Source organism: Paenibacillus sp. 2RAB27 (assembly GCF_052115445.1).
Lineage (GTDB): Bacteria > Bacillota > Bacilli > Paenibacillales > NBRC-103111 > Paenibacillus_E.
The window spans coordinates 1-22,993 of record NZ_JBFRGR010000008.1 but is presented as its reverse complement, the minus strand read 5'-3'; the positions used below and the strand labels follow the sequence as shown (position 1 = coordinate 22,993).

Genomic DNA, 22,993 nt, shown 5'->3' with positions numbered 1-22,993 from the left:
GCTTTTCCGACTAATTACTATTCGCTACTTGTTTTCGATTTCCTGCAATTTTTTTAAAAGATTTGTCAAACCATGTAGAAAATTTTTGCGATCCGTCTCTGTAAAGGGTTTTGGCCCCTTCGTGTGCTTACCATTTCTTCGCATTTTGGCGGAGGCATGGCGGCGTTCCAACAGATAATCAATCGAACTATCGGTATATTCCTGCCCCCGATTCGTCAAACAAATCGAACCCTTCGCTAAACCTAACGCGGCGAGTCCAAAGTCTTGTGTTACCAGAATATCACCTGACCGAATCTGATTGGCAATATATAAATCGACAGATTGATCGGAACGATCTACTTGAACTACCTTCACGCCTGGACTTTCCTTCATMTTATGATCGAATGAAGCAACTAGAACAACTTGTACGCCAAACTGTCTACCTGCCTGTTCGATTTCCGACTTTACAGGACAAGCATCGGCATCAACGATAATACTTCTTGCACTCAAGTGTCAGCCCCTGCCTTCAGAAGAAATCTCACCGTACTATTATATACGATGGACTTGCAAAAAATCCTGCAAGCCAGAACATAAAAGCTTACTAGATATGTTCAATGTGATCCATTATTAAACTGGCTGTTTCTTCAACAGCACGGTTTGATACATCAAAGATGACACACCCGATTTTACTCATAATTTTATCAGCAAAATCCAGTTCTATTTTAATACGTTCTACATTCGCATAGGTTGCATTTTCTGCAAGTCCAAGTGTACGAAGTCTTTCCTGGCGAATTACATTTAACTTATCAGGGTCAATGCGCAGGCCAATAATCTTATCCTTTGGCACGGTATAAATGGCAGCAGGCGGCTGCATTTCCGGAACTAACGGCACATTCGCCACTTTCAATCTTTTGTGTGCCAAATACATGGATAACGGTGTTTTGGACGTACGTGATACCCCTAATAGAATAATATCGGCTTTCTGAATGCCGCTAAAATCTCGACCATCATCATATTTAACGGCAAACTCAACGGCTTCGACTTTCTTGAAATAATCTTCATCCAGTGGATGGATCATCCCAGGTTGTCTGCGCGGTTCTTGCCGCAATGCGTTTCCTAACGTCGTCACAACAGGTCCAAGCAAATCGATATAGGGAATATCATATTGTTTCGCTTTCGTAATCAAATCATCCCGAAGTTCGGGGATAACTAGCGTAAATACAACGATTCCTCCATGCGTTCGAATCCCATTGATCACTTTATCAATACCCTCGAAATCGTGAATAAAAGGAGCACGTACGATTTCAACAGGCACTGGATGAAATTGCATAGCAGCTGCCCGAACGACAGATTCTCCTGTTTCACCGACAGAATCCGAAACAACATAAACACGAGTAGGTTGTGGATGTTCCATCTTCCTAACCCCTTTCAGCAGGGACAGACCCTACACTAGCATTTGTATGTAAAGAACATCAGAACAGAACGACAGCATGAGAAAAACCTCACCGATATGCGGACAGCACAAGGGCGAGGTGTTTTCCACCACATCATAACAAAGGGAGAAACACATGTCAATTGAAGCACATATTCATTTAAATATTGTATTTCTCCATTTGTTCAATAAATCCTCTTGCTTTCCACTGTACACCGATATGAATGTCCATGTAAGCACGCATGCATTGCTTAAGCTGCTCTTTGGTCTCCTCTTTCACTTGAACGGAACCCAATCTGCGCATATCCATTCTTGGAAAAAGTCTAAGCAGTTTCTGCGCACCTTCACCAATGGCAATCGCAGAGGCATCTTTATATCGACAGCGGCTACATAACGTACCACCCATATTTGGGCCGAAAGTCGTGATTCCAGCGGTTTCACCACAAGCAACACAGGCATCCGTTATTGGTAAATAACCAGCTAAATCAAACATTTTCATTTCATACAAATGGGTGACAATTTGCATGTCCTTATTATCTTCGATTGCCATCAAACCAGCCTTAAGCTGTTCGAATATGTAGTTATTCCCCTCTTCATCACCCAGCATACGATCCGTCATCTCTGCTAAATAGGAAGCATAGGCAGATTTATGCAAGTCTTCACGTAGAGCATGATGAGCCTCAATAATTTCGGCACCGTTAAGAGATCCCATCTGACCTCGTTGTTTAAAAAAAACAAAATCGCCGTACGTAAACAGCTGCGTAACGGCGCCATGTTTGCTTTTCAGTTTCTTCGCTCCGCGAGCCATAACTCCTACTTTCCCCAGCTCGGGGGTGAATAAACGAATAATTTTGTTACCTTCTCCRTAGTCCATGCTACGAATGACAATTCCTTGAACGCTATGCAGCAAATAGCTTCCCCCATGAATGCCGCTCTGAATATACGAATTCTTTATATCACATATTCAGACCATCGAGCGGCTCTTCGTTACTTTGATCCTCTTCTTGCACTTCTGAATCCATGCCAGGTTCTCCCGTTACTTGTTTGTACAGCAGATAGGCGTCCACATCACCGGTCTTTGAAAAATACGTCCACGAAAAATCTTTCATGTTCAGCATCCTCCCCATCGAACGTGATGTTCATAGGATGTGCATTAGGCGCCTCAGTATGCGATGTAAAAACTGGAACTCTTAGGAAAAAAATTTACTCGTGACGGAAACCGAGATCTCGAAGGACTCTGTCTTGATTTCTCCAGTCTTTCTTGACTTTCACCCATAATTCCAAGAATGTTTTGGAACCCAGTAGTGTTTCAATATCCCGACGGGCTTGTCGCCCAATTTCTTTCAGCAACGCACCTTGTTTACCGATGACAATTCCTTTTTGCGACTCACGCTCCACGAAAATGACCGCGGAGATATGAACGATTCCATTCGGTTCGACACGCATATCTTCAATCTGGACGGCAATAGAGTGTGGAATTTCTTCCCTTGTCATATGCAAAATTTTCTCGCGTACAAGCTCCGCACACACGAATTGCTCCGGGTGATCGGTAATTTGATCCGCAGGGTAATATTGAGGTCCTTCCGGCAAGTAGCGAATAATTTGCTCGAGAAGCGTCGTTACATTGTTCCCTTTCAACGCAGATACAGGTACGATTTCAGCGAAATTGTACAGGTCTTTGTAATTCGTAATAATGGCAAGCAGCGCCTCAGGCTGAACGAGGTCGATTTTATTTAAGACCAAAATGACTGGCGTTTCAATATGCTTTAACTGCTCGATAATATAACGGTCTCCACCACCTATACCATCTGCAACGTCAACTAAAAATAATACAGCATCTACTTCACCAAGTGTCCCATGAGCAACTTTACTCATGTAATCGCCTAGCTTAGATGTTGGTTTATGGATACCTGGTGTGTCTAGAAATACAATTTGCCCATTATCCGAAGTATATACGCCATGGATCTTATTTCTAGTTGTTTGAGGCTTATCTGACATGATCGCAATCTTTTGTCCGATAATTTGGTTCATTAGTGTTGATTTACCGACATTCGGGCGTCCGATAATCGCGACAAACCCTGACTTAAATTCTTTTTTGGCCACTTCTACTTATCCTCCATTTGTGTGCAAATCTTTCGTTGTAAAAGCGCCTGGCAATAAAGCAGCCACCGTCGTTTGAACGAAAGCTCCTTTGAGATTACTCAAATAAACAGGCATTTCCGGTTCGCACAATTCAATTAATACTTGTCGACATACGCCGCATGGCGAAATCGGCCCTTCCGTATCTCCAGTTACCGCGATTGCTTGAAAGGATCCCCTCGGATGCCCATCTGCAATAGCACGGAATAACGCAGTTCTCTCGGCACAATTCGTCGGTCCATAGGCTGCATTTTCGACATTACACCCTAAATGCACATGTCCATTCGCGTCCAATAATGCGGCACCGACCTGAAAGTTAGAATAAGGCGTATAGGCTCGCTTCATCGCTTCTTTGGCGAATTCAATGAGTTCTTGCGGATTCATAGCCATCCCCACCCMTTTTAGTAATAGTTAAGTTATAGCATGTTTAAGCATGAAAAAGCGAGGAGCGTCACGACAATACCAATTATTGCCCCCAAAAAAAGCGCTGGGAAAGGCCTTGTTTTCTTATCATACAAGACAATAAGGATAAGAATAGACAGCGTATACCCAAGTAACGCGGCGATTGTTTCGGTGACTAATACCAATATGACAGTAGCAATCGCAAAGGCGATAGCTGTTAATAAACTGGGTCTAACTAGTTTCCCTTTGTCCGAGAACCTTGTCTCAATCACGATAACAGTTAGCATGACTAGTGCAATCAAGATCCATATCGCACCCGCTGACATCGGAGTTTCTTCGAGTCTGGCATGCCTTAACAATCGGTCGACTGGCTCATAGAAAACAACTAAGCCGACAACGATTGCAAACATAGCAGACACCAATACGGACGCCGCGGCGACGTCCTTCGCAATTTTGGCTAGCGGATGGCGGTCTGGCATAGCTAGATCCACCGTTTTCTCGACAGCCGTATTAATTAATTCTGTGACAATCATAAGAGTGACGGCCAACAAAATAAACAAAATATCAGTTTTGGATAAATGAATGAAAAGAGCTGCTAATAACACAAGAAACGCAACGGAAAAATGAAATTTCATATTTCGCTGCGTATCTAGTGCATATTTGATTCCTTCATAGGCATACCGAAAACTTCTGCGCCATTTACGGAAGCCGCTTGACATTAGCGTGTCAAGCCTGCCTTCTGCAAAATGTCCTCCTGTTTAGCGAACATCACTTTCTCTTCTTCTTCACTCTGGTGATCATATCCAATCAGATGCAAGAAGCCATGGACAAATAGAAATCCAAGCTCTCGTTCGACAGAATGACCATATTCTTCTGCTTGCGCAATCGCACGTGGTACGGAAATAATAATATCGCCAAGCGGCTCGATGAACGCCTCTGATACGGTTTCGCCTTCTTCAAGCTCTCCCTCAGAATCGTCACCATCATCTTCATAGTTAATCTGAATCTCATCATCCCCAAATTCACTCATCGCAAAGGAGAGAACATCTGTAGGCTTGTCTAAATTGCGATATTGCTTGTTCAAATCTTGGATCGTCTCGTCATCAACGAACGTGAGGGCAACCTCACCTTCGGATACACCTTCAATCTCACCTGCAAGCTTGAGAAGCTCCTCGAGCTTTTCAATGAACGCAGGCGAGATTTCTTTCTCTTCCTGTTCACTGCTCCATGCTAATGTCAAATCTACACTTGCCATAGGGATAAGCCCTCCTTCTTATGCTCCTGGCTTCTTAGCCGTTAATTCACTTGGATATTCAATGCGAGAATGGAAGATGCCTAACAAAGTTTCATTCAATGTTTTGGCGATCTTATCAAGCTCCTTCAATGTGAGGTCACATTCGTTGAATTGACCATCGTCCAAGCGTGATTTAATAATTTTGGTTACCATGGAATCGATTTGTTCAAGGGTCGGGTTACGCAATGAACGTACCGCTGCCTCCACACTATCTGCAATTCCGACAATAGCCGCTTCCTTCGATTGTGCTTTAGGCCCAGGATAACGGAAATCCTCTTCACGTATCCCTTTCTCACTATTCTCTTCTTCAGCTTGCTTCTTCGCTTTATGATAGAAAAAGTGCAGTAGCGTTGTCCCATGATGCTGTTCAGCGATATCGCGGATCGGTTTAGGCATTTTATAATCCTTCAGCATATCAACACCATCGCGCGGATGCGCAATAATAATGGACTTGCTAAGATTCGGATCTATACGATCATGCGGATTCTCGATATTCGTTTGATTTTCAATAAAGTAGCTAGGCCGTTTGGTTTTGCCAATATCGTGATAGTACGAACCTACCCGGCACAAAAGCCCATCTGCCCCAATGGATTCAGCAGCCGCTTCGGACAGGTTGCCCACCATCACACTGTGATGATACGTACCTGGTGTTTCCGTTAACAGCTTGCGAAGCAGTGGATGATTCGGATTCGAAAGCTCTACCAGCTTAAGCGGGGACAAGATTCCGAATGAAGCTTCAAAAAACGGAAGCAGCCCGATGACGAAAACGACGGTTACCAGTCCTCCAGCAGTAGCGAAAGACAGAGACATCAGTGCTTCTCGTTGTTGAAAGTGGTCTTCCATCAAAAGCATCGCCGTGATCGTTAACATGGAGAAAAAGGCGATCATTAAGCCGGCTTTCAAAATAGTCGCACGCTGACTTGCACGTTGAATCGTAAATACACCGCTAAAACAAATAACTAAGCTAACTAAGCCAAACCGGAAATCGAATAACGCATCGTGTTCTGTATTAAAAATAATACTAGCAATTGTAGAGAACAAAACCGATGAAATAAAAGCAAGCGGTGCATCCAGTAATATAGCGATTAAGATGCTGCCGAGTGCTGTCGGTGCCAGATATCCGATAAATGGATAATCAAAATTCTGGAGCAGCGAAATGATTTTCATACCAGCAATATTCAACACGAAGATGAGAACAAGCATAACCAGTTGTGAATTATTGTATTTGACCTGTAAGTTACTCTGTCTAACAAATATAAAGATCGCAAAGGACAAGAGTGCACAAAGGATACCAAGGCCGAGCTGAGGCAAATGATTCGCTTTATCCTTTAGCAGCTTCAACTTCTCCAACCGCGTGTATATTTCTTCCGTAATGACATCTCCGGCTTTAACCAGGACATCATTCTTATTAATAAAAACGGTCTTCATGTTGCCCCGTGCTTGTCCTTTCGCATCATCGGTACCTTTTTGATCAAAGAATTTATTCGGGGTAATCAACGCTCTGGCTATCTCGGTTACCATCTCGCGAGACGTATTCTTCGCTAAGTTAGACGTATTCACCACTTCTGCAACCTTAGCCCTGGCTGTTTGTGCATCCAAGATTTCGTCAATCATCAGCTTGGTGACAATATCTTTCGTCACAATACGCATGTCCGCGAGCTCTTCCTTGGTCAAGCGAGGCAGTTTAAAATAAACCTCTTCTGGAAGCGGATATTTCTGGTCCGATAGTCCGAGTTGAATTTGTTCCAGCAACAAATCATTATATTGCCCACTATTGCGCAATGATTTAATGGCATCATTCGTCAGATCACTTATAAGTTGTGGAATGACACGGCGGTAAATGCTGACCTTGTCATCGAACTTCACTTCTTCATCGGCGTTGATCTGAGATAATTTATCAAAAATAGCATCACTAATAACTTCATTCTTGAGATTAACGATCCGATAAACAGGTTGAACGCGCTTCGCAGCATCTTCTTTGGCTTGCTCTGTTGCGACAGCGTTCTCAATCTGCTCTGGCGCATAAATCGTCTTCTCACTCTTCATACCTAAGGTAATGTCGAAAACTTGTGGAACGAGCTTAGCATACAATGTGACATAGAATATCAATCCCAATATGAGAAACAAGATTACTCTTAAGCCTGTATTGTATTTCCATCCGCTCAGCCGGTAATGAAATTTGCCCTTCATTTGCACTTCATTTTTCATTACGGAGGTCATTCCTCTCTATCTGTCCAACCTACATCATTACTTATTCATTTCATCGTTATAGGCAACAATTATTTTCTGTACAAGTGAATGACGTACAACATCACCTTCATCAAAATAAATAAACCCTAGTTCTTCAATACCACTAAGAATACGGGACGCTTCAACCAAGCCAGATGACTTTCCTCTGGGTAAATCGATCTGTGTCACATCGCCTGTAATGACCATTTTGGAACCGAAACCAAGTCTCGTTAGGAACATTTTCATTTGCTCTGGCGTCGTGTTCTGTGCCTCATCCAGAATGATAAAGGAATCATCCAACGTACGCCCTCTCATATAGGCTAATGGGGCGATTTCGATGAGTCCTCGCTCTAGTGACTTCGCAACTTGCTCAGGCCCTAGGACATCATTAAGAGCATCATACAATGGGCGTAAATAAGGGTCAACTTTTTCCTGTAAGTCCCCTGGCAGAAACCCTAAACTTTCCCCTGCTTCGACAGCTGGACGTGTGAGGACAATACGTTTGACAGCCCCTTCTTTCAATCGCGTCACGGCAAGAACAACAGCTAAATACGTCTTACCTGTTCCTGCTGGACCTATCCCAAAGACAATATCTTTCTTCTTGATCGTGTCCACATACTTCTTCTGCCCAATCGTTTTGACACGAATCGGCTTTCCTTTATGTGTGGATGTAATTTCACCTTTGAACAGATCCAATAGTTGTTCTGCTTTCATTTGCTTCGCTAACTCAACGGCATATAGAACATCTCGCTCAGTTACCGTGTAATTATTACGAATCAGCTGCAGCAGAACTTCAAAAAGCTGCTGAAGTGAGTTCACTTCCGCAGCTCTGCCTTGAATTGTGATTTCGGCTTCGCGCGTAAAGATTTGAGCTTCAATTTCCCGTTCGATGATATGTAAGAATTTATCCTGCGGACCAAACAAAGCTAGTCCTTCATTTGGATTTTTCAATGTAATTTTTACAGATTGCGCATTTTCTATCAACAGGGCCTCATTCTCCTTGTGTCACTATTGGTTGTTCTTCAGCAATATTCTCTTCGACCTCAAAATGAACGTCTATATAAATTTTACCATTCTCTGTTTTTTCATGCAAAATTTTTTCTCCAACGATCCTTGCATCCTCGCCTGCAGCAGCCAATAATTTGGCTCTAGCTTGCTCTAAACCCACCTTTTTCGCGTTCGCTGCTTCCACTGGCTCTTCGACGACATGTACCTCCATTATTTTCTCATGAAGCCATCCTAGAGGGATTGAAAAGGAGCGCCAAGCTAATGTTTTGCGATCAGGTATCGTTTCAAATTGTTCGAATGCCGTCTTCCCATAGCCTGTAAGCTGCAACGCTCTTGAACCTACTACGAGATAACTTCGATGTTCGGTTTCACCCGTGAAGACCTTATATTGTTTCGTAAGCGGAGCTTCGATTCGGGAGGTATACCAGACCACTCCTTTTATCTTACCATCTGCGACCACGATTTGACTATTTTGCTCATCACCAATCGTACCTGAGATCAAAATAGCCCCTTTGCGCACATAGGTATTCGGTTTAACCATCGGTTTTCCTTTCACCGACTGTATTTCCGTTACGAGCGCACTTTTGGATGCCACAATGTTTCGTGGATTTTTCAATGGATCTTTTCCAGGGATGGTCGCCTCAACAACCTTAATGATAATATGCGTTCCTCGAATTTCGACGCCAACCCACGCTGCACTAGGAAGTTGCTGCTGAATAGCACGAGAGAGCTCCTCGGTCTTGTCCAACTTAAATTTCCACTGAAACTTATGGATGCCTTGCTTGGATGCAGCCTGCAAAATGTCAGACGATGCAATTCGGTCATTACCGTCTACTGACACTTGCCACACCAATGACGTGAGCACATAGAGACTAATAATAAAAGCAGCTATACCGCCAAATAACACTTTTCTCCGTCCAATTTTATCCATAAAAAATGGCAGCCCAAATCGCTCCACCACGTGTACTCTGCAGCCTGTCCGTTTCAAAAGCGGCCGAAGTCGGAAGAAATCTTTGATAAGAATGCACAGCTCCAGCTTCCCATCTTTGCCAGTTTGAATATCCCAAATGGAGAAGCCCCCCACCACCATGGGACGAATCAACCTTTCGCAGTCCTTGCCTCTAATTTGTATGCGTACATAGCCACGCAAACGGGCAATGAATAGGGATTGTTTCATGACTCAGCCTCCAGTTCTCATTCGCACTACCACTACATTAAGGCATATATTTTACATGATCGATGATGCCTTCAATGAATACTTCTTCTGAAAGAATCGCTCTTATGACCAACTGTTGGCCGCATACTTCCAGCGTTCCTTTCGATAACTCCAGCTTCAGAATCTCACTGGAAAAATGCAGTACGCCCCGGTGATTCTCAACATATAGCTGTACGTTGCCGATCATCGTGATTCGCGGCAAATCCTGTACAACATCTTGGGGAAGATCAAGGATCTTGGCCGTGAACTGGTTCCATTTGCGGGTCAAGCGACGCATAGCTGGGCAGTACCCCCTCTAACTAGAAGATCGAGAATGCAGAAAAAGCGCATAGACTTTCTACCAAATTATGCGACAGCAGCCGCTTTTATGCTGAATAAACGACTGCACCATACACTTCGGACATATGAGTAATTGCTTGGCATGGACGCAGAGGATCAGGCACGGGATCTCGGAGGTCGGACGTTGTTGGTGGTGTTAATAGGCTTAGAGAGACAAGTACTTTTCACTTTTGTTTAACTGGAAAATGTACATCTATTTATGAGAAATCCTCTCAAAAATTCGATTTAAATGTAAAACATGTAGTTAAAACAGCTACTTTTGTTCAGATCGGGTAAAATGGTTAAAATTAACTGCAGGTTTTCCATCTATGTTGGGATTATGGATGCACCGCGCTTACTCCAAGCCATCAAACCTATATACTGGCGTGTACGCAAAAAAACACCCTTTCGCAATTGCAAAAGGGCGTTATTTACATCATTTCATCTACCGTATGGCTTTTTGGCACGTGGCGGACCTAATATCTCTGCCCAAACAACGCCTTGAAGAACTTGATTCCTACTCGGTTGGTCTGGAAATTGGCTTGCGGTTGAGATCTCATCTGCATAAGTAGGTGAACTTACAGTTGGTCCACTTTTCACAACCGGTGTGAAGGGTGATGGCTTCTGTTTCTGAGCTGTTGTGGTTGATTTACCAAGACCAGACTGATTAAATTCGTCTCGTACGCGTTCCGAACGACCGGATGGAGTCATATGTCCTGGTTGCACTTTCTTCGCTTCTACAGGCCTTCTAGCGTCGCCTGGACCGTCTCCAAAGGTCGGCATACCTTTACTTGAAGTATTCTGCTCAGCTCGCTTGCGTCTGCTTTGTATTTGRTAGAAAAAGGTTAACGCTATAATGACCAAATACCAGTTCTTAAATAAGAATGCGATCAGCTGTTCCAATTGATCACCTCACAAACCTTATTCTTTTTCATTTTTTCCATCGTTGACTTTGCCTAAAGAGGAACGCATTTGCGTATCAGATTCAATATTTTTGAGATTCATATAATCCATGACCCCTAATTGACCATTTCGCAGAGCTTCAGCCATGGCAAGTGGGACTTGCGATTCCGACTCAACAACCTTAGCACGCATTTCAACAACTCGCGCTTTCATTTCCTGTTCTGCTGCAACAGCCATCGCGCGGCGTTCCTCTGCTTTCGCCTGAGCAATCCGTTTGTCTGCCTCCGCTTGCTCTGTTTGCAAATGAGCACCAATATTTTTACCAACATCCACATCCGCAATATCAATAGACAGAATTTCAAAAGCTGTCCCTGCATCCAAGCCTTTACCTAAAACAGTGCGGGAGATCATGTCTGGATTTTCTAGGACATCCTTATGAGATTCGCTGGAACCTACGGTTGTAACGATCCCCTCTCCGACACGCGCAATAATGGTCTCTTCACCGGCTCCACCTACGAGTCGATCAATGTTTGCACGAACCGTAACTCGCGCGATGACCTTTACCTCAATACCGTTCTTCGCGACGGCTGAAACATTCGGCGTTTCAATGACACGTGGATTTACACTCATTTGAACAGCTAACAACACATCACGACCTGCCAAATCAATGGCTGCCGCGCGCTCAAACTCCAAATGAATTTTGGCACGATGCGCAGCAATTAATGCGTTCACAACACGGTCAACATTACCTCCAGCTAGGTAGTGACTTTCCAACTGATTGACACTAAGATCAATCCCGGCTTTCGTTGCTTTAATCATTGGGTTCACAATGCGACTTGGTGTTACCCGACGGAGTCTCATAGCAATCAGTGTAATAATGCTGATTCTTACACCAGAAGCCAGCGCAGAAATCCATAGCATAACTGGAACAACACTTAGTAAAATCGATAATACAATAATAATGATKGCTGCAAGCAGTACCAAATATAAACCTGGTTCAATCGTCATTTGTTTGTATCCTCCTAATGATTTGGTTGGTCATCCACGGCTTTCACTACAACACGAACTCCTTCAACTTCCACAACGATTATTGCTTTATTGACCGAAATAAAACTACCATGCGTGACAACATCAACACGTTCTCCTTGAATTAATGCCGTTCCTGCAGGTCGCAATGGCGTTATGGCTTCTCCCGTCAAACCAACTAAATTAGAGCGATCAGGGCTCGATGTAAAGCCCTTGCTCGTGGTTAGCTGTTCCTTCAGAATGAAACGGTTCCAAACGCCGCGATGTTTAAACGTCCTAATTGCAGCAATGACAACTACAAGGGCGACTAGCAAAGCAATAATTAACATGTACGCTGCTTCCTTAGGATCTGAAGAAGCCATCAGTACACCGCCGAATAAGCAAATCGCCCCTAGAACACTTAGAATTCCGAAACTGGGCACAACCAATTCTAAAATCAAGAGAACCAAACCAAGTCCCAAGATAGCTAAGTCTCCAAAACTTGCAAAGCCAGCCAAGTAAAAACCTAAGAAATATAAACCAAAGCCAGCAACCCCCGCCAAGGCCAACAATCCACTACTGAAAAAAAGCAGTTCCAGCGCTATACCAATAATCCCAACCATCAATAATACGGTACCTGTCACAGGGTGAGTCAGAAACGCGGATAGATTATCGAGAAACATCGTCGTTCACTCCTTCCCTTCAAACTTCTTCTCATAAGGTATGTACGTATTAACTTATGAACTGTTTCGGAATTTAGTAGAAATTTTAAAAAAGCACTTAAACTGTGAGAAAAACTTCTATCGAAGTCATTCGAGGATGTGCGACCGCGTTTTTATGGTTGTTTTTATCGCCAATTAGCAAGACGTTTTCGGGAACCGAAAACTTATACTTTCTAATGTGGAAGAAAAAAGACCAAATGGAAATGATCCACTTGGTCTTCACAAAACATATTTGGTATTAACCTAATAATTGTTGAACTAACTGATTGATAAGTTTACCATCAGCGCGTCCTTTAACCTGAGGCATCAATGCCGTCATCACTTTGCCCATATCCGCTTTGGAAGAAGCACCAATTTGCTGGATGGTCTGCTGTACAATGGCTTTCACTTCTTCCTCAGAAAGCTGTTGCGGCATGTACTCAGCTAGAATAACAAGTTCCGCCTTCAGGTTGTCGGCTAGATCGTCACGACCTGCCTTGCTAAATTCTTGGAGGGAATCCTTACGCTGTTTGATCTCACGAGTTAGAACATCAAGCACTTCATTGTCGTCTAAGGGTCTTTTCAGATCAATCTCAGAATTCTTAATCGTAGAACGTACCATTCGAATTACAGAGAGCTTAAACTTGTCCTGACTCTTCATCGCTTGTTTCATATCTTCGTTCAATCGATCGCTTAAGCTCATGTTGCCTCCTAGAACTTTCTTTTACGAGCAGCCTCAGATTTAAGCTTACGCTTAACGCTAGGCTTGTCATAATGCTTACGTTTCTTTACTTCTGCAAGAACGCCATCCTTAGCGATGGAACGCTTAAAGCGACGAAGTGCAGCATCTATAGTTTCGTTCTTACGAACTCGAGTTTCTGACAACAGTTTTCCCTCCCTCCGAACAGACCATCTAAGACAAAACGGTTCATCAAATCTCATTATAGGTGATAGTAATTAGGGTGTCAATCGCAAACTGATCTTTCCTACTAGAAAGATTAGTTATGGAYCCCAAGGGGTGCCAATCTCGCACCTGCCATCAAATGATAATGCAAATGGTGAACAATTTGACCGGCGTTTGCTCCAATGTTCGTGATCACACGATAACCGGATTCTTCTACCTCTAGCTCTCTAGCAATTTGCGCAGCCGCACGCTGCATTTGTCCCACAACTGCCCAATCTTCCGGCTGTCCTGCCGCTAAAGAAGCAAAGTGTTTCTTCGGAATAATAAGGACGTGAATCGGTGCTGCTGGCTGAATATCATGAAAAGCTAGAATCTGATCATCTTCATAGACTTTCTTAGAAGGGAGATCCCCCGCAATGATTTTACAAAAAATACAATCACTCATTGATCCATTCGTCCTCCCGACATTGTTATCCTACTTAGTTATAAGTTTATCGGAAAGCACTCAAAAAATCCAATCCAAATCTTATCGAAATTAGCGATGAGGTTGACTTTTGAGGGATTGGTGGATCTTCTTCCATTTTGCCTTCTCAGCTGCTTGAAGTCCTTTGTCCTCTTTGCGAGCCAAATAAGCCAGTTCCTTCTGTAATTTCACATAATTCTGAAAACGCTCCGCGGACAAAGCTCCCGAATCTAGCGCAGATTTCACTGCACATTTCGGTTCATTCTCATGCTTACAATCTTGAAAGAAGCATTGCTCGGCGAATTCCTCAATATCCTGAAAGGATGTGCTCAACCCTTCGGTAGCGTTCCAAAGCTGCAGCTCTCTCATCCCTGGTGTATCGATCAAAATACCGCCATCCGGCAGTAAAATCAGCTCACGATGCGTTGTCGTATGCTTTCCTTTGTCATCGCCCGATCGAATATCTCCCGTGTTCAAAATATCTCTGCCATAAATACGATTCACTAAGGTTGATTTCCCTACCCCTGATGAGCCTAGAAGTGCCACCGTCTGTCCGCGAGTCATGTAGGCAGCAAGTTCATCTAAGCCTCGATTTTCGGCAGAGCTAATAATATGAATGGGTACGCCAATGGCAACAGCCGCTACTTCAGCCGCCAACTCATCTGGATTCTCGCACAGATCAGACTTGCTTAATACGATGACGGGATTAGCACCGCTTTCCCATGCGAGTACTAGGTAGCGCTCAATTCGGCGAACATTAAAATCCTGATTCAAAGCGTTTACCAGAAAAACGGTATCTACATTGGTTGCAACAATTTGCTCTTCCGTGACTTGTCCAGCCACTTTACGGGAAAACTTACTTCGACGAGGAAGCACGGCATGGATCACAGCACGCTGCTCTCCTTCACGGATTGATAATACTACCCAATCCCCTACCGCAGGGTAATCCTCGCGACGTAGCGCTTGGTGACGCATTTTGCCGGAAACTTCAGCCAACACTTCGCCAACTTCCGTTTGAACGCGATACATATGTTTATGTTCTAAGGAGACGCGGCCTGCGACAAATCCTTCTTCGTTAAGAAAGGGTTCAAATGCTTTTTCGAAACTTACATGCCATCCTAAATCTGCTTTATTCAAGTCCATATTACATCCTCTCAAGGGGTTCTAATGTGCAGTATATACCGAACTGATTCGCCCCACACGGGAAAGAATGAGTTAGATTATTTAATCCGCGGATCCTATTTGACACCGGTCAATTCACTTGTAGACTGAAAGTCTATTTTTGCATATAATAAGTGTAAATGGATCGTTTGAATGGAGTGAGCGGATGAGTCAATTCATGAGAGCCTCGACCCGCAAAAAGCGTGATGTGATGATGGAAGTTGCCCTAACGATGTTCATGGAGAAAGGCTACGAGAATGTTTCTGTCGATGATATTATCGCAGCAACCAGCACCTCCAAAGGAACCTTCTATCATTATTTCAAAAGTAAAGATGCCATTATTTCAGCGTTATACAGTAAACAAACACAATTAATTCAGGAGTGGGTGAAACAGCCCCCTTCGAAGGTACAATCGCTAGAAGGTCATATTAATCGTCTATTTTTAGACTTAGCGTCGAATATTCAAATGTCACCGAGACTAATTCGTAGTTTGCAGGCACTTTCTTTACAAAATGATACGGTAAAATCCGAAGAACTACAGCAATTGAAAGTCTTGACTCAAAGCTTAATGCACTGGCTCCCGGAGCCCAAAAAGATTGAACTACTCGTATGCATGTATACCGGAACGATCCTTACTTGGTGCAATCAAGATGATGCCGACCTACTCTCCATGATGAAAAACAACTTAGCCTGGCTTTGGGTAGGTCTTCGTTCTGAGGAACCTTACGCATCGCTGCAGGTAGAACCCGTCCCCAAGGAGGAAAAGCGAATGAAAGTAGCTATTATTGGCGGAGGTTTAGCTGGATTAACAGCAGCCGCGTATTTATCAGAGAATCCACACGTAGAAGGTATTTTATTTGAGCGTAGTCCACAGCTCGGAGGGCGTGCCTTTACGTATGAGAAAGCAGGCTTCACGCTCAACTACGGCGCGCACGCCATCTACGGAATTGATCGTCATACCCTGACTACGATGGAACGTGAGCTCGGTCTGTCCTTCTCCTCTAAACAAGTAGATAAACGCAAAGTCGTCTATGCAAAGCACAATCAACTGACAACTGCACCGCTGGATGCCATTAACCTTCTCAAAACTGATCTGCTAAGCACGATTCAAAAAGTTCGTTTTGTTGGCGAAATTGCGGCTATTATTGCAAATATCCACAATATAAAAAACTACGCTACTTTGGCCGACTACCTTGCCGAGTCAAACGCCGATGAAGATGTTAAAGAGCTGTGGGAGCATTTGGTTTGCTCCAACTTCTTCATTACACCGGAAGATGCTCGCAACGTGTCCGGCGCTGTAATTAGCGAGTATTATCACAACTTGTTCTTGTCTAGCAAACCTGTTAACTATGTCTTGGGCAGCTGGGCTGTTATCACAAATCAACTAAAACAGAAGATGACCTCTTCCGGCAAATGGGAAATCGCCTTGCAGGAAGGTGTCGATGGACTTCGTTATGAAGATCGGAAATTTGTATTAAAAACGAAAACCCGTGAAATGGCATTTGATAAAGTGATCTTCGCGATGCCGGTTCAACAAGTAGTAAAACTACTTAAAGGTTCGGCTTGGGAGCCATTCTTAGCCCCTTATGAATCCAACACAGCAACCGAAGTAATGGTGTATGACATTGGATTAAGCCGCGTCGTCGCTAGACCATTTAGTTATATCAGTGATATGGATAATAAACTATTCATCAGCGATGTTTCCGCAACGGATCATACTCTTGTCCCAGAAGGTGGTCAACTGCTTCAAGGTATCGCTTACCTTAGTGATAAATTCGATAACGACGAGGAACGCAAGGCCTATTTGGATAATAAAACTTCTCAAATGGAAGCCCTCTTCGACATGCATTACCCAGGCTGGCGCGATGTTACCGCGGTTAAGAGAGTTTCGAAGAAAGCAATGGTATCCAGTGTGAAAAACATTGCGACTAATCGACTTTTGCCAACTCGTGTGGAAAATATTCCGTTCTACTTCTGTGGAGATGGCTGCACAGGTAAAGGCGAGCTTGCTGAACGCGCATTCTCGAGTGCACGCAGCGCGGCATTGTCTATCGTACAGGAAGTGGAACAAGCTTTACAGAACGTATAAATTCGAGAAATGAATTAACAACAAAAAGCTGTTCAAGATCTGACGTGTTGTCAGAAATTGAAACAGCTTTTTCGCTTTATTTGCTGGTAATGGACACCGTTCTCGTTGCCCCATCCCAATTGACGATACCGCCAAAAGTTTCACCTACGAATCTAGCAGGCGCAAGCGTGTAGCCATTGACTAGTCTGGCTGGTTCTTCCAACTCAATCGGCTTGCCATTCACATAGACCGTTTTTTGGTCAAGTGTCAGCTTGACGGTCGTGTTCCCTTTGGTTGCCGTGACAGATCGGGTTGCAGCTTCATAATCAACTTTAGCTCCCATAGCTTCGAAAATGGCACGAAGCGGTGTAAATGTCGATCCATTTACAATCGCAGGGGCTTGTTCAAATTGCTGTACAGTACCATTGATATTCACGGAAACTTGTGATGATATTCCAAACGTGCGGAAAGCCACTTGTTGGCCGGATTTATTCAAGATACGCATCTGCAGAACAGAGCCTTCTGGCACCTCGCCAGCTTTAAGGTCTAACCCGTAAGGCAAATTCGTTTGAGTAGCAATAACTCGACCATTCAACAGATACTCCACTTTACCAATGTATACTTCAGGTATTTTGATAAAAGGAATGATTCTCGTTTGCTTCGTAAATGCTTGATGATCAGCATCAATCGGCACATAACCTACACGGTCCGCAGGTTTAGCTGCATCCTTCACTTCAGAAAGAAGATAAGGATTAGCAATCAACTTGCTGTAGTAGTTTTGAATGTCAGAGGAAGTCGATAACGAGTAATCGTTCTTTGCGTTATTCATTTGCTGATCCACATTAAAATACGTAATAGCTTTCAATCTTGGATATTTGTAAGGCATAATTTCATACAACCGTTGTAGGTTCAGCTTCGCCCATTCCGTGTAATCCTCACCAGCCGAATGCGAATAATGCGGAACGCCAGTCTCACTCAGCATCAAAGGCTTACGATCTGCATAAGTGTTGTACAATCTTGTAAGTCTTTCTACGTTACTAGTCGCAAGCATGGATGGCAGTGATGGGTCTCCATTTTCGTAAGGCTCAATATATAAACTGACACCAACCCAGTCCACATACGCATCACCTGGATAGTAGGGATCAATATCATTCGCCGGTACATCCCCAGGGCTCCACACCATAGCCACGTTAGGCGCGTCTGTCGCAAATACATCATGAAGCATTCTAAACTTCGCGATATACTGCGCAGGATTCCCATGCCATTTCACCCATGCACCGTTCATTTCTCCTGCAAATCGTAAAAATATTGGAATTCCAGCAGCTTTCGCCTCTTTCGCCCAGCTCCTTAAATAAGCTCCATCTGTAACAGGATCTAGCCCATTGTCTGGCTCCCAAGCGATTTGCAAAGCACCACCAGCATCTTTGGCGCGCTTCGCATAGGAGGATGGAAAACCTTGTCCCCAATGTGCATAAGCTAAGTAAATCGCATGCTTTTTACCGTAGACGGATTGCATTTTAGTAAAAGTATTACCGACTTTAGGATCTTGCTCGGAATACATGCCTAAATATGTACCATATGCTGGTTCAAACTTGGCCAAACGGGATCCAGCTGATTCAGAGCGATCCTCGACGATGCTCTCGATATTTTCTTCCCGGTATAATTCAACGGTTGTCCGAATTTGATCAGCACGCTGTAATTTGACAGCACCCCAATCCTTGCCTGCATGGACCCAATATTGATTTTCCTGCTCATAATAACGAATTGCTTGATCATAATCGCCGATCTCATCAAAATATTTGTCTAATTTGCCACTGAAAAGAGCCGCATTCTCCCAGTCCCCTGCACCTGCATAGTAATCAGCTAGATATATCCAATGAGGAACCGCTGCTTTGGAATTTCCAGACGCTTGCAACGAGTCAGCTTGTTTCCAATGATCCCAAACAACATCCGCACGTACAGGTACTGGTGCCCCCGCCATACCCGCTGCAAGAATACCAACAGCCAGTGAAAGAATTCCTATTCGTTTATTCATTTTCAATTGTTATATACTCCCTTTCATGATGTTCTAAAATATTCGCTTGTACTTGATACGTTATGAGTCACAGAAAAGTAGCATATTACTTAAAAAAATTACAATATCCCACTACCTATCAGGCAAAATTGACCCAAATTTGATGATTTCACCACGACGGTTCGATCCCTTTTGCAATTAACCATTGTTAAAATATAGAAAATAAGAGTGTGAAAGGTTCCATCACATGAAAAATAAAGGGTCAGTTTTCCTGATGGCAGTTTGTATATGTTCGTTATTTGTTGGTTGTGAAGCCGCCCTTAACCCCTTGTCCATTGGAATGAAGTCAACTCCTAATGAATCAAAATCAACTGTAGCTTCACAGGACTTAAACAACCTACATGTTTTGGAACCCATACCAACGACGAAGGTGACTGGATTAGATGAAGATATGAGTCAAACACCTCCCTCCATTCTCAGCACAATCGATGATGATAATTCTCCGAATGTCGTATATGTACAACCAGCTCCAACCCAACAAGATAGGTCGGAACCCTTGCATATTCTCTATGCCGGCGATGCGATGTTCGATTGGTCTGTCAAAGAAGCAATCAACCGCAACGGTCCTGATTATCCCTTTATGCATATTCAATCCGAGATTGAACAGGCGGATTTCTCATTCGTCAATCTTGAAACGGCAGTAACCCTGGAGAATGAAAAGGATACCAATCAGATCTACAATTTCAAATCGAATCCTGAATCCCTTACTGGTCTGAAAAATGCTGGCTTTGATATGGTATCCGTTGCCAATAATCATTCTATGGATTTCTTGCAAAAGGGGTTTCTCGATACACTTTCCCATTTAGACAAAGCTGGATTGCTCTATGTGGGAGGTGGTCTGAATGCACAAGAGGCGTATCAAGCAAAGAGTGTAAATTTGAAGGGAAAAACAGTAAAATTCCTCGCTTTCTCTCGGTTCATCCCAACTGGAGATTGGTTTGCAGGCAAGAACAAGCCTGGTATTGCTCAGGCCTACGATAGAAAGCCAGTGCTCGATGCGATTGCTCAGGAACGTAAGGATGCCGATTATGTTCTCGTCTACCTGCATTGGGGGGTGGAGATGAATAATCGCCCTGAGGCTTGGCAACGCGAATTTGCTAAACAAATGATAGATGCAGGAGCAGATGCCATCATTGGGAGTCACGTGCATGTACTGCAAGGTTTTGAGTATTACAAAGGCAAGCCTATTGCCTATTCGATCGGTAATTTCCTATTCCCTGACTACGTAACTGGCCCGAAAGCAGACACGGGTCTGCTCCATTTGAAGCTCGATGATGGGCAAATCGAGATGTCTTTTCAACCTTTTTACATTGAAAAAAATCAAATCGTCTCTAAAGGTTCCGTTTATGCAGAAAAGCAATTAGCTTATTTGAAGTCTATTTCTTATGGGGTGGCACTCGAGGGGGAGATGTTTCGACCAGAGACTGGGTTTGCCAGTAAATGATTGAGTCGTGGAAATATGTAAAGGAATGACCGATGGCTATTAAACATAAATAAGGATTGCGATCACCTCGTTTTATGTGAACAGCCATTGTAATTCCAGTTCTACCTACTTATTTCATTTATGGGATTTCACCAAAATAGCTCTAGTACGCTTCCGTTGTTGCGCTGTCAAAGGCTGTACATAAGAGGCATCACCATGAGGAGCAATCCCTTTTATTTTACCTGCGATATACGTGCCACCTGCAGCCGGAATAGCGGTACGCACACCATAAGATGCCATAACTACACCGATCGGATTACTAATGGAACGAGAACCATCCGCCGGACCGGCGAAATTGAGTGCTACCGCATAACGATCGCTGGAACGGAGCCAGACAGAGCCCGAATCACCTGGAAGTGATACTGGACCCGAGGTTCCAACAATGACAGTCTGATTGCGAAACAGCAGCGTACCTAAACTACCGCCATATGACACACGAACATCTACATTATTTGACTCCACTGTTCCCCTTACAGCTCCTGAAGTACGACCTGATTTAAACACTTGAAGTCCAACCGGATAACTTAGAAGATGGCCTGGGACTGTAATTAAGTCGCCCGATGCACTTCGTAAATACCTTGGGTTTAATAGGCTGTTTGAGGTAGGAAGGGCAATAGACGAATCTTGATAATTAACTTCACCAGGGCGTAACGGTACAAATTGATAAGCTCTTCCTACAGGATCAGCTCCCGATGTTCCGCCATCTGCCGGACCAGGTTGGACCGTTTCAGAGAATGCAGACGAATTATCTCTGATTAACACATGGTTGTTACTTAGAATGTAAAGTTGATTGTTCTTGATGACAATTAAGCCTGCAGTTCCTGTCGCGGAGGGATTCGTCTTACCAATACTTACGCCCCCTGGTACTGGACGATTTCTGCTTTGAAAAGAAGTTGCTTTGTACACTTTGGGTTTAGGTGCTTTTAACACATGTGCTTTAAAAGAATCCGCAGAGAGAAAACGCACGGGAACGGACGAACCTAATTTAGAAGCAACGCTTTTCAGATTATTTAATCCTGATGGCACGATTTTTTGGTGGGTGTATACAATGACACTCGCACCTGCGGTTGGTTTTTTGGGATCTGCGTACCCGACGCCTACGCCCATAACCTCTGCCCTTTTCAATAATACAGGCGAGAGACGATTCTTATGTTTCAGTGCTTCATGAAATGTTGCCATGCACATTCCCCTTTTCGTCATGTTGGTGCAGTGTATGCCAACTTGTACGATTCGGCATGATGCCTTTACCTAAGGGGCATACAGGAAACAAAAAAAGGCTAATGACCGATAGTGGGTCATTAGCCTTAATGGAGGTGATAAGAAAGTGAGATGCGCAGCGTAGTAAAAGCTGATCTTCACGGACTATTTCGAGATAAAAAGTGGCGTTTATTAATAAACTTTTTTATAGTTCTTCAAGAGAAATGCGGCTCCCGCGGCCAGATGGTTCTGCGGGTTGAACAATTAACTTGCGTACGAGTCGAGCGCGGAGTTCGGGTACGTGCGAGATGACACCTACAGCTAGTCGATCTGTATGCAGCTTCTCCAGTGCACCAATAACCATGTCCAGCAACTCCTGGTCCAGCGTGCCGAAGCCTTCATCAAGGAAGAAAAACTCCAATGGATATTCGCCTTTCAGCTGAATCTGAGCGGACAAGGCTAATGCTAATGCTAACGAGGTAAGGAAGGTTTCCCCACCCGATAGCGTGCCAACTGGTCGCTTCACCCCGCCATTCGCATCGTCACGAATGACGAAGCCACCTCCCGAGTCGACTTCAATCCCATATCGTCGACGCGTTAACTCACCAAGTCGCTCGGATGCCGCGCGGCTTACTTGCATTAACTGCTCTTCGGCAAGGTACTCGACGAAGGCATTGGCCTTGAGCACGGCTTGCAGCTTGCCAAGCCGTTCTAGTTGCGTCGCCTGCTCAGCGCGCTGCGCTTCGAGCTCGCACCAGCGCAAGTGCCGCGCAGCGAGCTCGCTGGCGCCCTGCGCCGCCTTGGCCCGCGCCTCCAACGCGGCCTCGGCGCAAGCCTTCGCGTCGCTCAGCTGCGCCTGCGACTGCGCCCACTCGGCCGCGCTCAGCACGCGGCCCTGCAGCTTCGCTGCCAGCTGCGCCAGCTGGGCGCGCAGCGCCTGCTCGCGCTCGCGGTGCTCCGCCGCGAGCTGCGCCCACTGGCGGCGCTGCTCAGGCGCCAGCGCCGCTGCTTCGGCGG

General features: G+C 44.3%; 24 protein-coding genes. 2 read left to right on the top strand and 22 right to left on the bottom strand.

The window, feature by feature from the left end:
* Positions 1–24 precede the first annotated feature (24 nt).
* From AB4114_RS13690 to rsgA, 19 genes are all read right to left on the bottom strand, one after another.
* Positions 25–489, bottom strand: coding sequence for a YaiI/YqxD family protein (locus AB4114_RS13690; RefSeq protein ID WP_441988960.1), 465 nt, complete (start codon positions 487–489; stop codon positions 25–27).
* A gap of 91 nt (positions 490–580) precedes the next feature.
* Entirely contained in the window at positions 581–1,393 is an 813-nt protein-coding gene (locus AB4114_RS13685) for a pyruvate, water dikinase regulatory protein (RefSeq protein WP_441988959.1), read from the bottom strand.
* Between the two features lie 178 nt (positions 1,394–1,571).
* On the bottom strand, positions 1,572–2,321 hold the full coding sequence (gene recO, locus AB4114_RS13680; protein ID WP_441988958.1) for a DNA repair protein RecO: 750 nt from the start codon (positions 2,319–2,321) through the stop codon (positions 1,572–1,574).
* 46 nt (positions 2,322–2,367) lie between these two features.
* Complete coding sequence (locus tag AB4114_RS13675; protein WP_082593664.1) at positions 2,368–2,520, bottom strand: YqzL family protein; 153 nt, start codon at positions 2,518–2,520, stop codon at positions 2,368–2,370.
* A gap of 94 nt (positions 2,521–2,614) precedes the next feature.
* Positions 2,615–3,514 carry a GTPase Era gene (gene era / locus AB4114_RS13670; protein ID WP_056609724.1) on the bottom strand — a complete coding sequence of 300 codons (900 nt, stop codon included), beginning with the start codon at positions 3,512–3,514 and terminating at the stop codon, positions 2,615–2,617.
* Positions 3,515–3,520: 6 nt separating this feature from the next.
* Positions 3,521–3,934 (bottom strand): cytidine deaminase, encoded by a 414-nt coding sequence (gene cdd, locus AB4114_RS13665; RefSeq protein ID WP_056609726.1) that lies wholly within the window; start codon positions 3,932–3,934, stop codon positions 3,521–3,523.
* A 32-nt stretch (positions 3,935–3,966) separates the two neighbouring features.
* Positions 3,967–4,671 (bottom strand): diacylglycerol kinase, encoded by a 705-nt coding sequence (locus tag AB4114_RS13660; RefSeq protein ID WP_441988957.1) that lies wholly within the window; start codon positions 4,669–4,671, stop codon positions 3,967–3,969.
* A complete protein-coding gene (gene ybeY, locus AB4114_RS13655) occupies positions 4,671–5,207 on the bottom strand; it encodes an rRNA maturation RNase YbeY (protein ID WP_171635240.1) in 537 nt (178 codons plus the stop codon). Before ybeY ends, AB4114_RS13660 begins: the two co-directional genes overlap by 1 nt.
* A gap of 18 nt (positions 5,208–5,225) precedes the next feature.
* Complete coding sequence (locus tag AB4114_RS13650; RefSeq protein WP_441988956.1) at positions 5,226–7,454, bottom strand: HD family phosphohydrolase; 2,229 nt, start codon at positions 7,452–7,454, stop codon at positions 5,226–5,228.
* A 39-nt stretch (positions 7,455–7,493) separates the two neighbouring features.
* On the bottom strand, positions 7,494–8,459 hold the full coding sequence (locus AB4114_RS13645) for a PhoH family protein (RefSeq protein ID WP_441988955.1): 966 nt from the start codon (positions 8,457–8,459) through the stop codon (positions 7,494–7,496).
* 7 nt (positions 8,460–8,466) lie between these two features.
* Positions 8,467–9,660, bottom strand: a complete 1,194-nt coding sequence (gene yqfD / locus AB4114_RS13640) for a sporulation protein YqfD (RefSeq protein WP_441988954.1) — start codon at positions 9,658–9,660, stop codon at positions 8,467–8,469.
* 37 nt (positions 9,661–9,697) lie between these two features.
* The gene (yqfC, locus tag AB4114_RS13635; protein WP_171635236.1) at positions 9,698–9,976 is read right to left on the bottom strand and encodes a sporulation protein YqfC; all 279 of its coding nucleotides are present in this window, start codon (positions 9,974–9,976) and stop codon (positions 9,698–9,700) included.
* Between the two features lie 482 nt (positions 9,977–10,458).
* Positions 10,459–10,920 (bottom strand): hypothetical protein, encoded by a 462-nt coding sequence (locus tag AB4114_RS13630; protein ID WP_441988953.1) that lies wholly within the window; start codon positions 10,918–10,920, stop codon positions 10,459–10,461.
* Positions 10,921–10,938: 18 nt separating this feature from the next.
* A complete protein-coding gene (floA, locus tag AB4114_RS13625) occupies positions 10,939–11,928 on the bottom strand; it encodes a flotillin-like protein FloA (protein ID WP_216626290.1) in 990 nt (329 codons plus the stop codon).
* 14 nt (positions 11,929–11,942) lie between these two features.
* Positions 11,943–12,608, bottom strand: a complete 666-nt coding sequence (locus tag AB4114_RS13620) for an NfeD family protein (protein ID WP_441988952.1) — start codon at positions 12,606–12,608, stop codon at positions 11,943–11,945.
* Between the two features lie 277 nt (positions 12,609–12,885).
* A complete protein-coding gene (locus AB4114_RS13615; protein ID WP_171635233.1) occupies positions 12,886–13,329 on the bottom strand; it encodes a GatB/YqeY domain-containing protein in 444 nt (147 codons plus the stop codon).
* An 8-nt stretch (positions 13,330–13,337) separates the two neighbouring features.
* Positions 13,338–13,511, bottom strand: coding sequence for a 30S ribosomal protein S21 (gene rpsU / locus AB4114_RS13610; protein ID WP_028558020.1), 174 nt, complete (start codon positions 13,509–13,511; stop codon positions 13,338–13,340).
* A gap of 113 nt (positions 13,512–13,624) precedes the next feature.
* Complete coding sequence (locus tag AB4114_RS13605) at positions 13,625–13,975, bottom strand: histidine triad nucleotide-binding protein (protein ID WP_441988951.1); 351 nt, start codon at positions 13,973–13,975, stop codon at positions 13,625–13,627.
* 90 nt (positions 13,976–14,065) lie between these two features.
* Positions 14,066–15,136, bottom strand: coding sequence for a ribosome small subunit-dependent GTPase A (gene rsgA / locus AB4114_RS13600; protein WP_441988950.1), 1,071 nt, complete (start codon positions 15,134–15,136; stop codon positions 14,066–14,068).
* A gap of 184 nt (positions 15,137–15,320) precedes the next feature.
* Here rsgA and AB4114_RS13595 point away from each other — a divergent pair, with 184 nt between their 5' ends.
* Positions 15,321–17,243: an FAD-dependent oxidoreductase gene (locus AB4114_RS13595; RefSeq protein WP_441988949.1), complete on the top strand. Its 1,923-nt coding sequence runs from the start codon at positions 15,321–15,323 to the stop codon at positions 17,241–17,243.
* 76 nt (positions 17,244–17,319) lie between these two features.
* Here the strand turns inward: AB4114_RS13595 and AB4114_RS13590 are convergent, their stop codons facing one another.
* Entirely contained in the window at positions 17,320–19,257 is a 1,938-nt protein-coding gene (locus AB4114_RS13590; RefSeq protein ID WP_441989121.1) for a stalk domain-containing protein, read from the bottom strand.
* 430 nt (positions 19,258–19,687) lie between these two features.
* On the opposite strand from AB4114_RS13590, the gene AB4114_RS13585 reads away from it, so the two are divergent.
* Entirely contained in the window at positions 19,688–20,740 is a 1,053-nt protein-coding gene (locus tag AB4114_RS13585) for a CapA family protein (RefSeq protein WP_441988948.1), read from the top strand.
* 114 nt (positions 20,741–20,854) lie between these two features.
* On the opposite strand, the gene AB4114_RS13580 is transcribed toward AB4114_RS13585, so the two are convergent.
* The gene (locus tag AB4114_RS13580) at positions 20,855–21,958 is read right to left on the bottom strand and encodes a hypothetical protein (RefSeq protein ID WP_441988947.1); all 1,104 of its coding nucleotides are present in this window, start codon (positions 21,956–21,958) and stop codon (positions 20,855–20,857) included.
* Between the two features lie 223 nt (positions 21,959–22,181).
* Positions 22,182–22,993: SbcC/MukB-like Walker B domain-containing protein (locus AB4114_RS13575; RefSeq protein WP_441988946.1), on the bottom strand; the 812-nt coding region annotated here is incomplete at its 5' end.

Excerpts from the sequence above, each read along its gene's own strand:
- AB4114_RS13660 (WP_441988957.1), bottom strand. The coding sequence starts at position 4,671 with ATGTCAAGCGGCTTCCGTAAATGGCGCAGAAGTTTTCGGTATGCCTAT.
- AB4114_RS13595 (WP_441988949.1), top strand. The coding sequence starts at position 15,321 with ATGAGTCAATTCATGAGAGCCTCGACCCGCAAAAAGCGTGATGTGATG.
- AB4114_RS13615 (WP_171635233.1), bottom strand. The coding sequence starts at position 13,329 with ATGAGCTTAAGCGATCGATTGAACGAAGATATGAAACAAGCGATGAAG.
- AB4114_RS13650 (WP_441988956.1), bottom strand. The coding sequence starts at position 7,454 with ATGAAAAATGAAGTGCAAATGAAGGGCAAATTTCATTACCGGCTGAGC.
- yqfD (WP_441988954.1), bottom strand. The coding sequence starts at position 9,660 with ATGAAACAATCCCTATTCATTGCCCGTTTGCGTGGCTATGTACGCATA.
- rsgA (WP_441988950.1), bottom strand. The coding sequence starts at position 15,136 with ATGGACTTGAATAAAGCAGATTTAGGATGGCATGTAAGTTTCGAAAAA.
- AB4114_RS13580 (WP_441988947.1), bottom strand. The coding sequence starts at position 21,958 with ATGGCAACATTTCATGAAGCACTGAAACATAAGAATCGTCTCTCGCCT.
- ybeY (WP_171635240.1), bottom strand. The coding sequence starts at position 5,207 with ATGGCAAGTGTAGATTTGACATTAGCATGGAGCAGTGAACAGGAAGAG.
- AB4114_RS13585 (WP_441988948.1), top strand. The coding sequence starts at position 19,688 with ATGAGTCAAACACCTCCCTCCATTCTCAGCACAATCGATGATGATAAT.
- AB4114_RS13675 (WP_082593664.1), bottom strand. The coding sequence starts at position 2,520 with ATGAAAGATTTTTCGTGGACGTATTTTTCAAAGACCGGTGATGTGGAC.
- yqfC (WP_171635236.1), bottom strand. The coding sequence starts at position 9,976 with ATGCGTCGCTTGACCCGCAAATGGAACCAGTTCACGGCCAAGATCCTT.
- AB4114_RS13620 (WP_441988952.1), bottom strand. The coding sequence starts at position 12,608 with ATGTTTCTCGATAATCTATCCGCGTTTCTGACTCACCCTGTGACAGGT.
- AB4114_RS13590 (WP_441989121.1), bottom strand. The coding sequence starts at position 19,257 with ATGAATAAACGAATAGGAATTCTTTCACTGGCTGTTGGTATTCTTGCA.
- AB4114_RS13685 (WP_441988959.1), bottom strand. The coding sequence starts at position 1,393 with ATGGAACATCCACAACCTACTCGTGTTTATGTTGTTTCGGATTCTGTC.
- cdd (WP_056609726.1), bottom strand. The coding sequence starts at position 3,934 with ATGAATCCGCAAGAACTCATTGAATTCGCCAAAGAAGCGATGAAGCGA.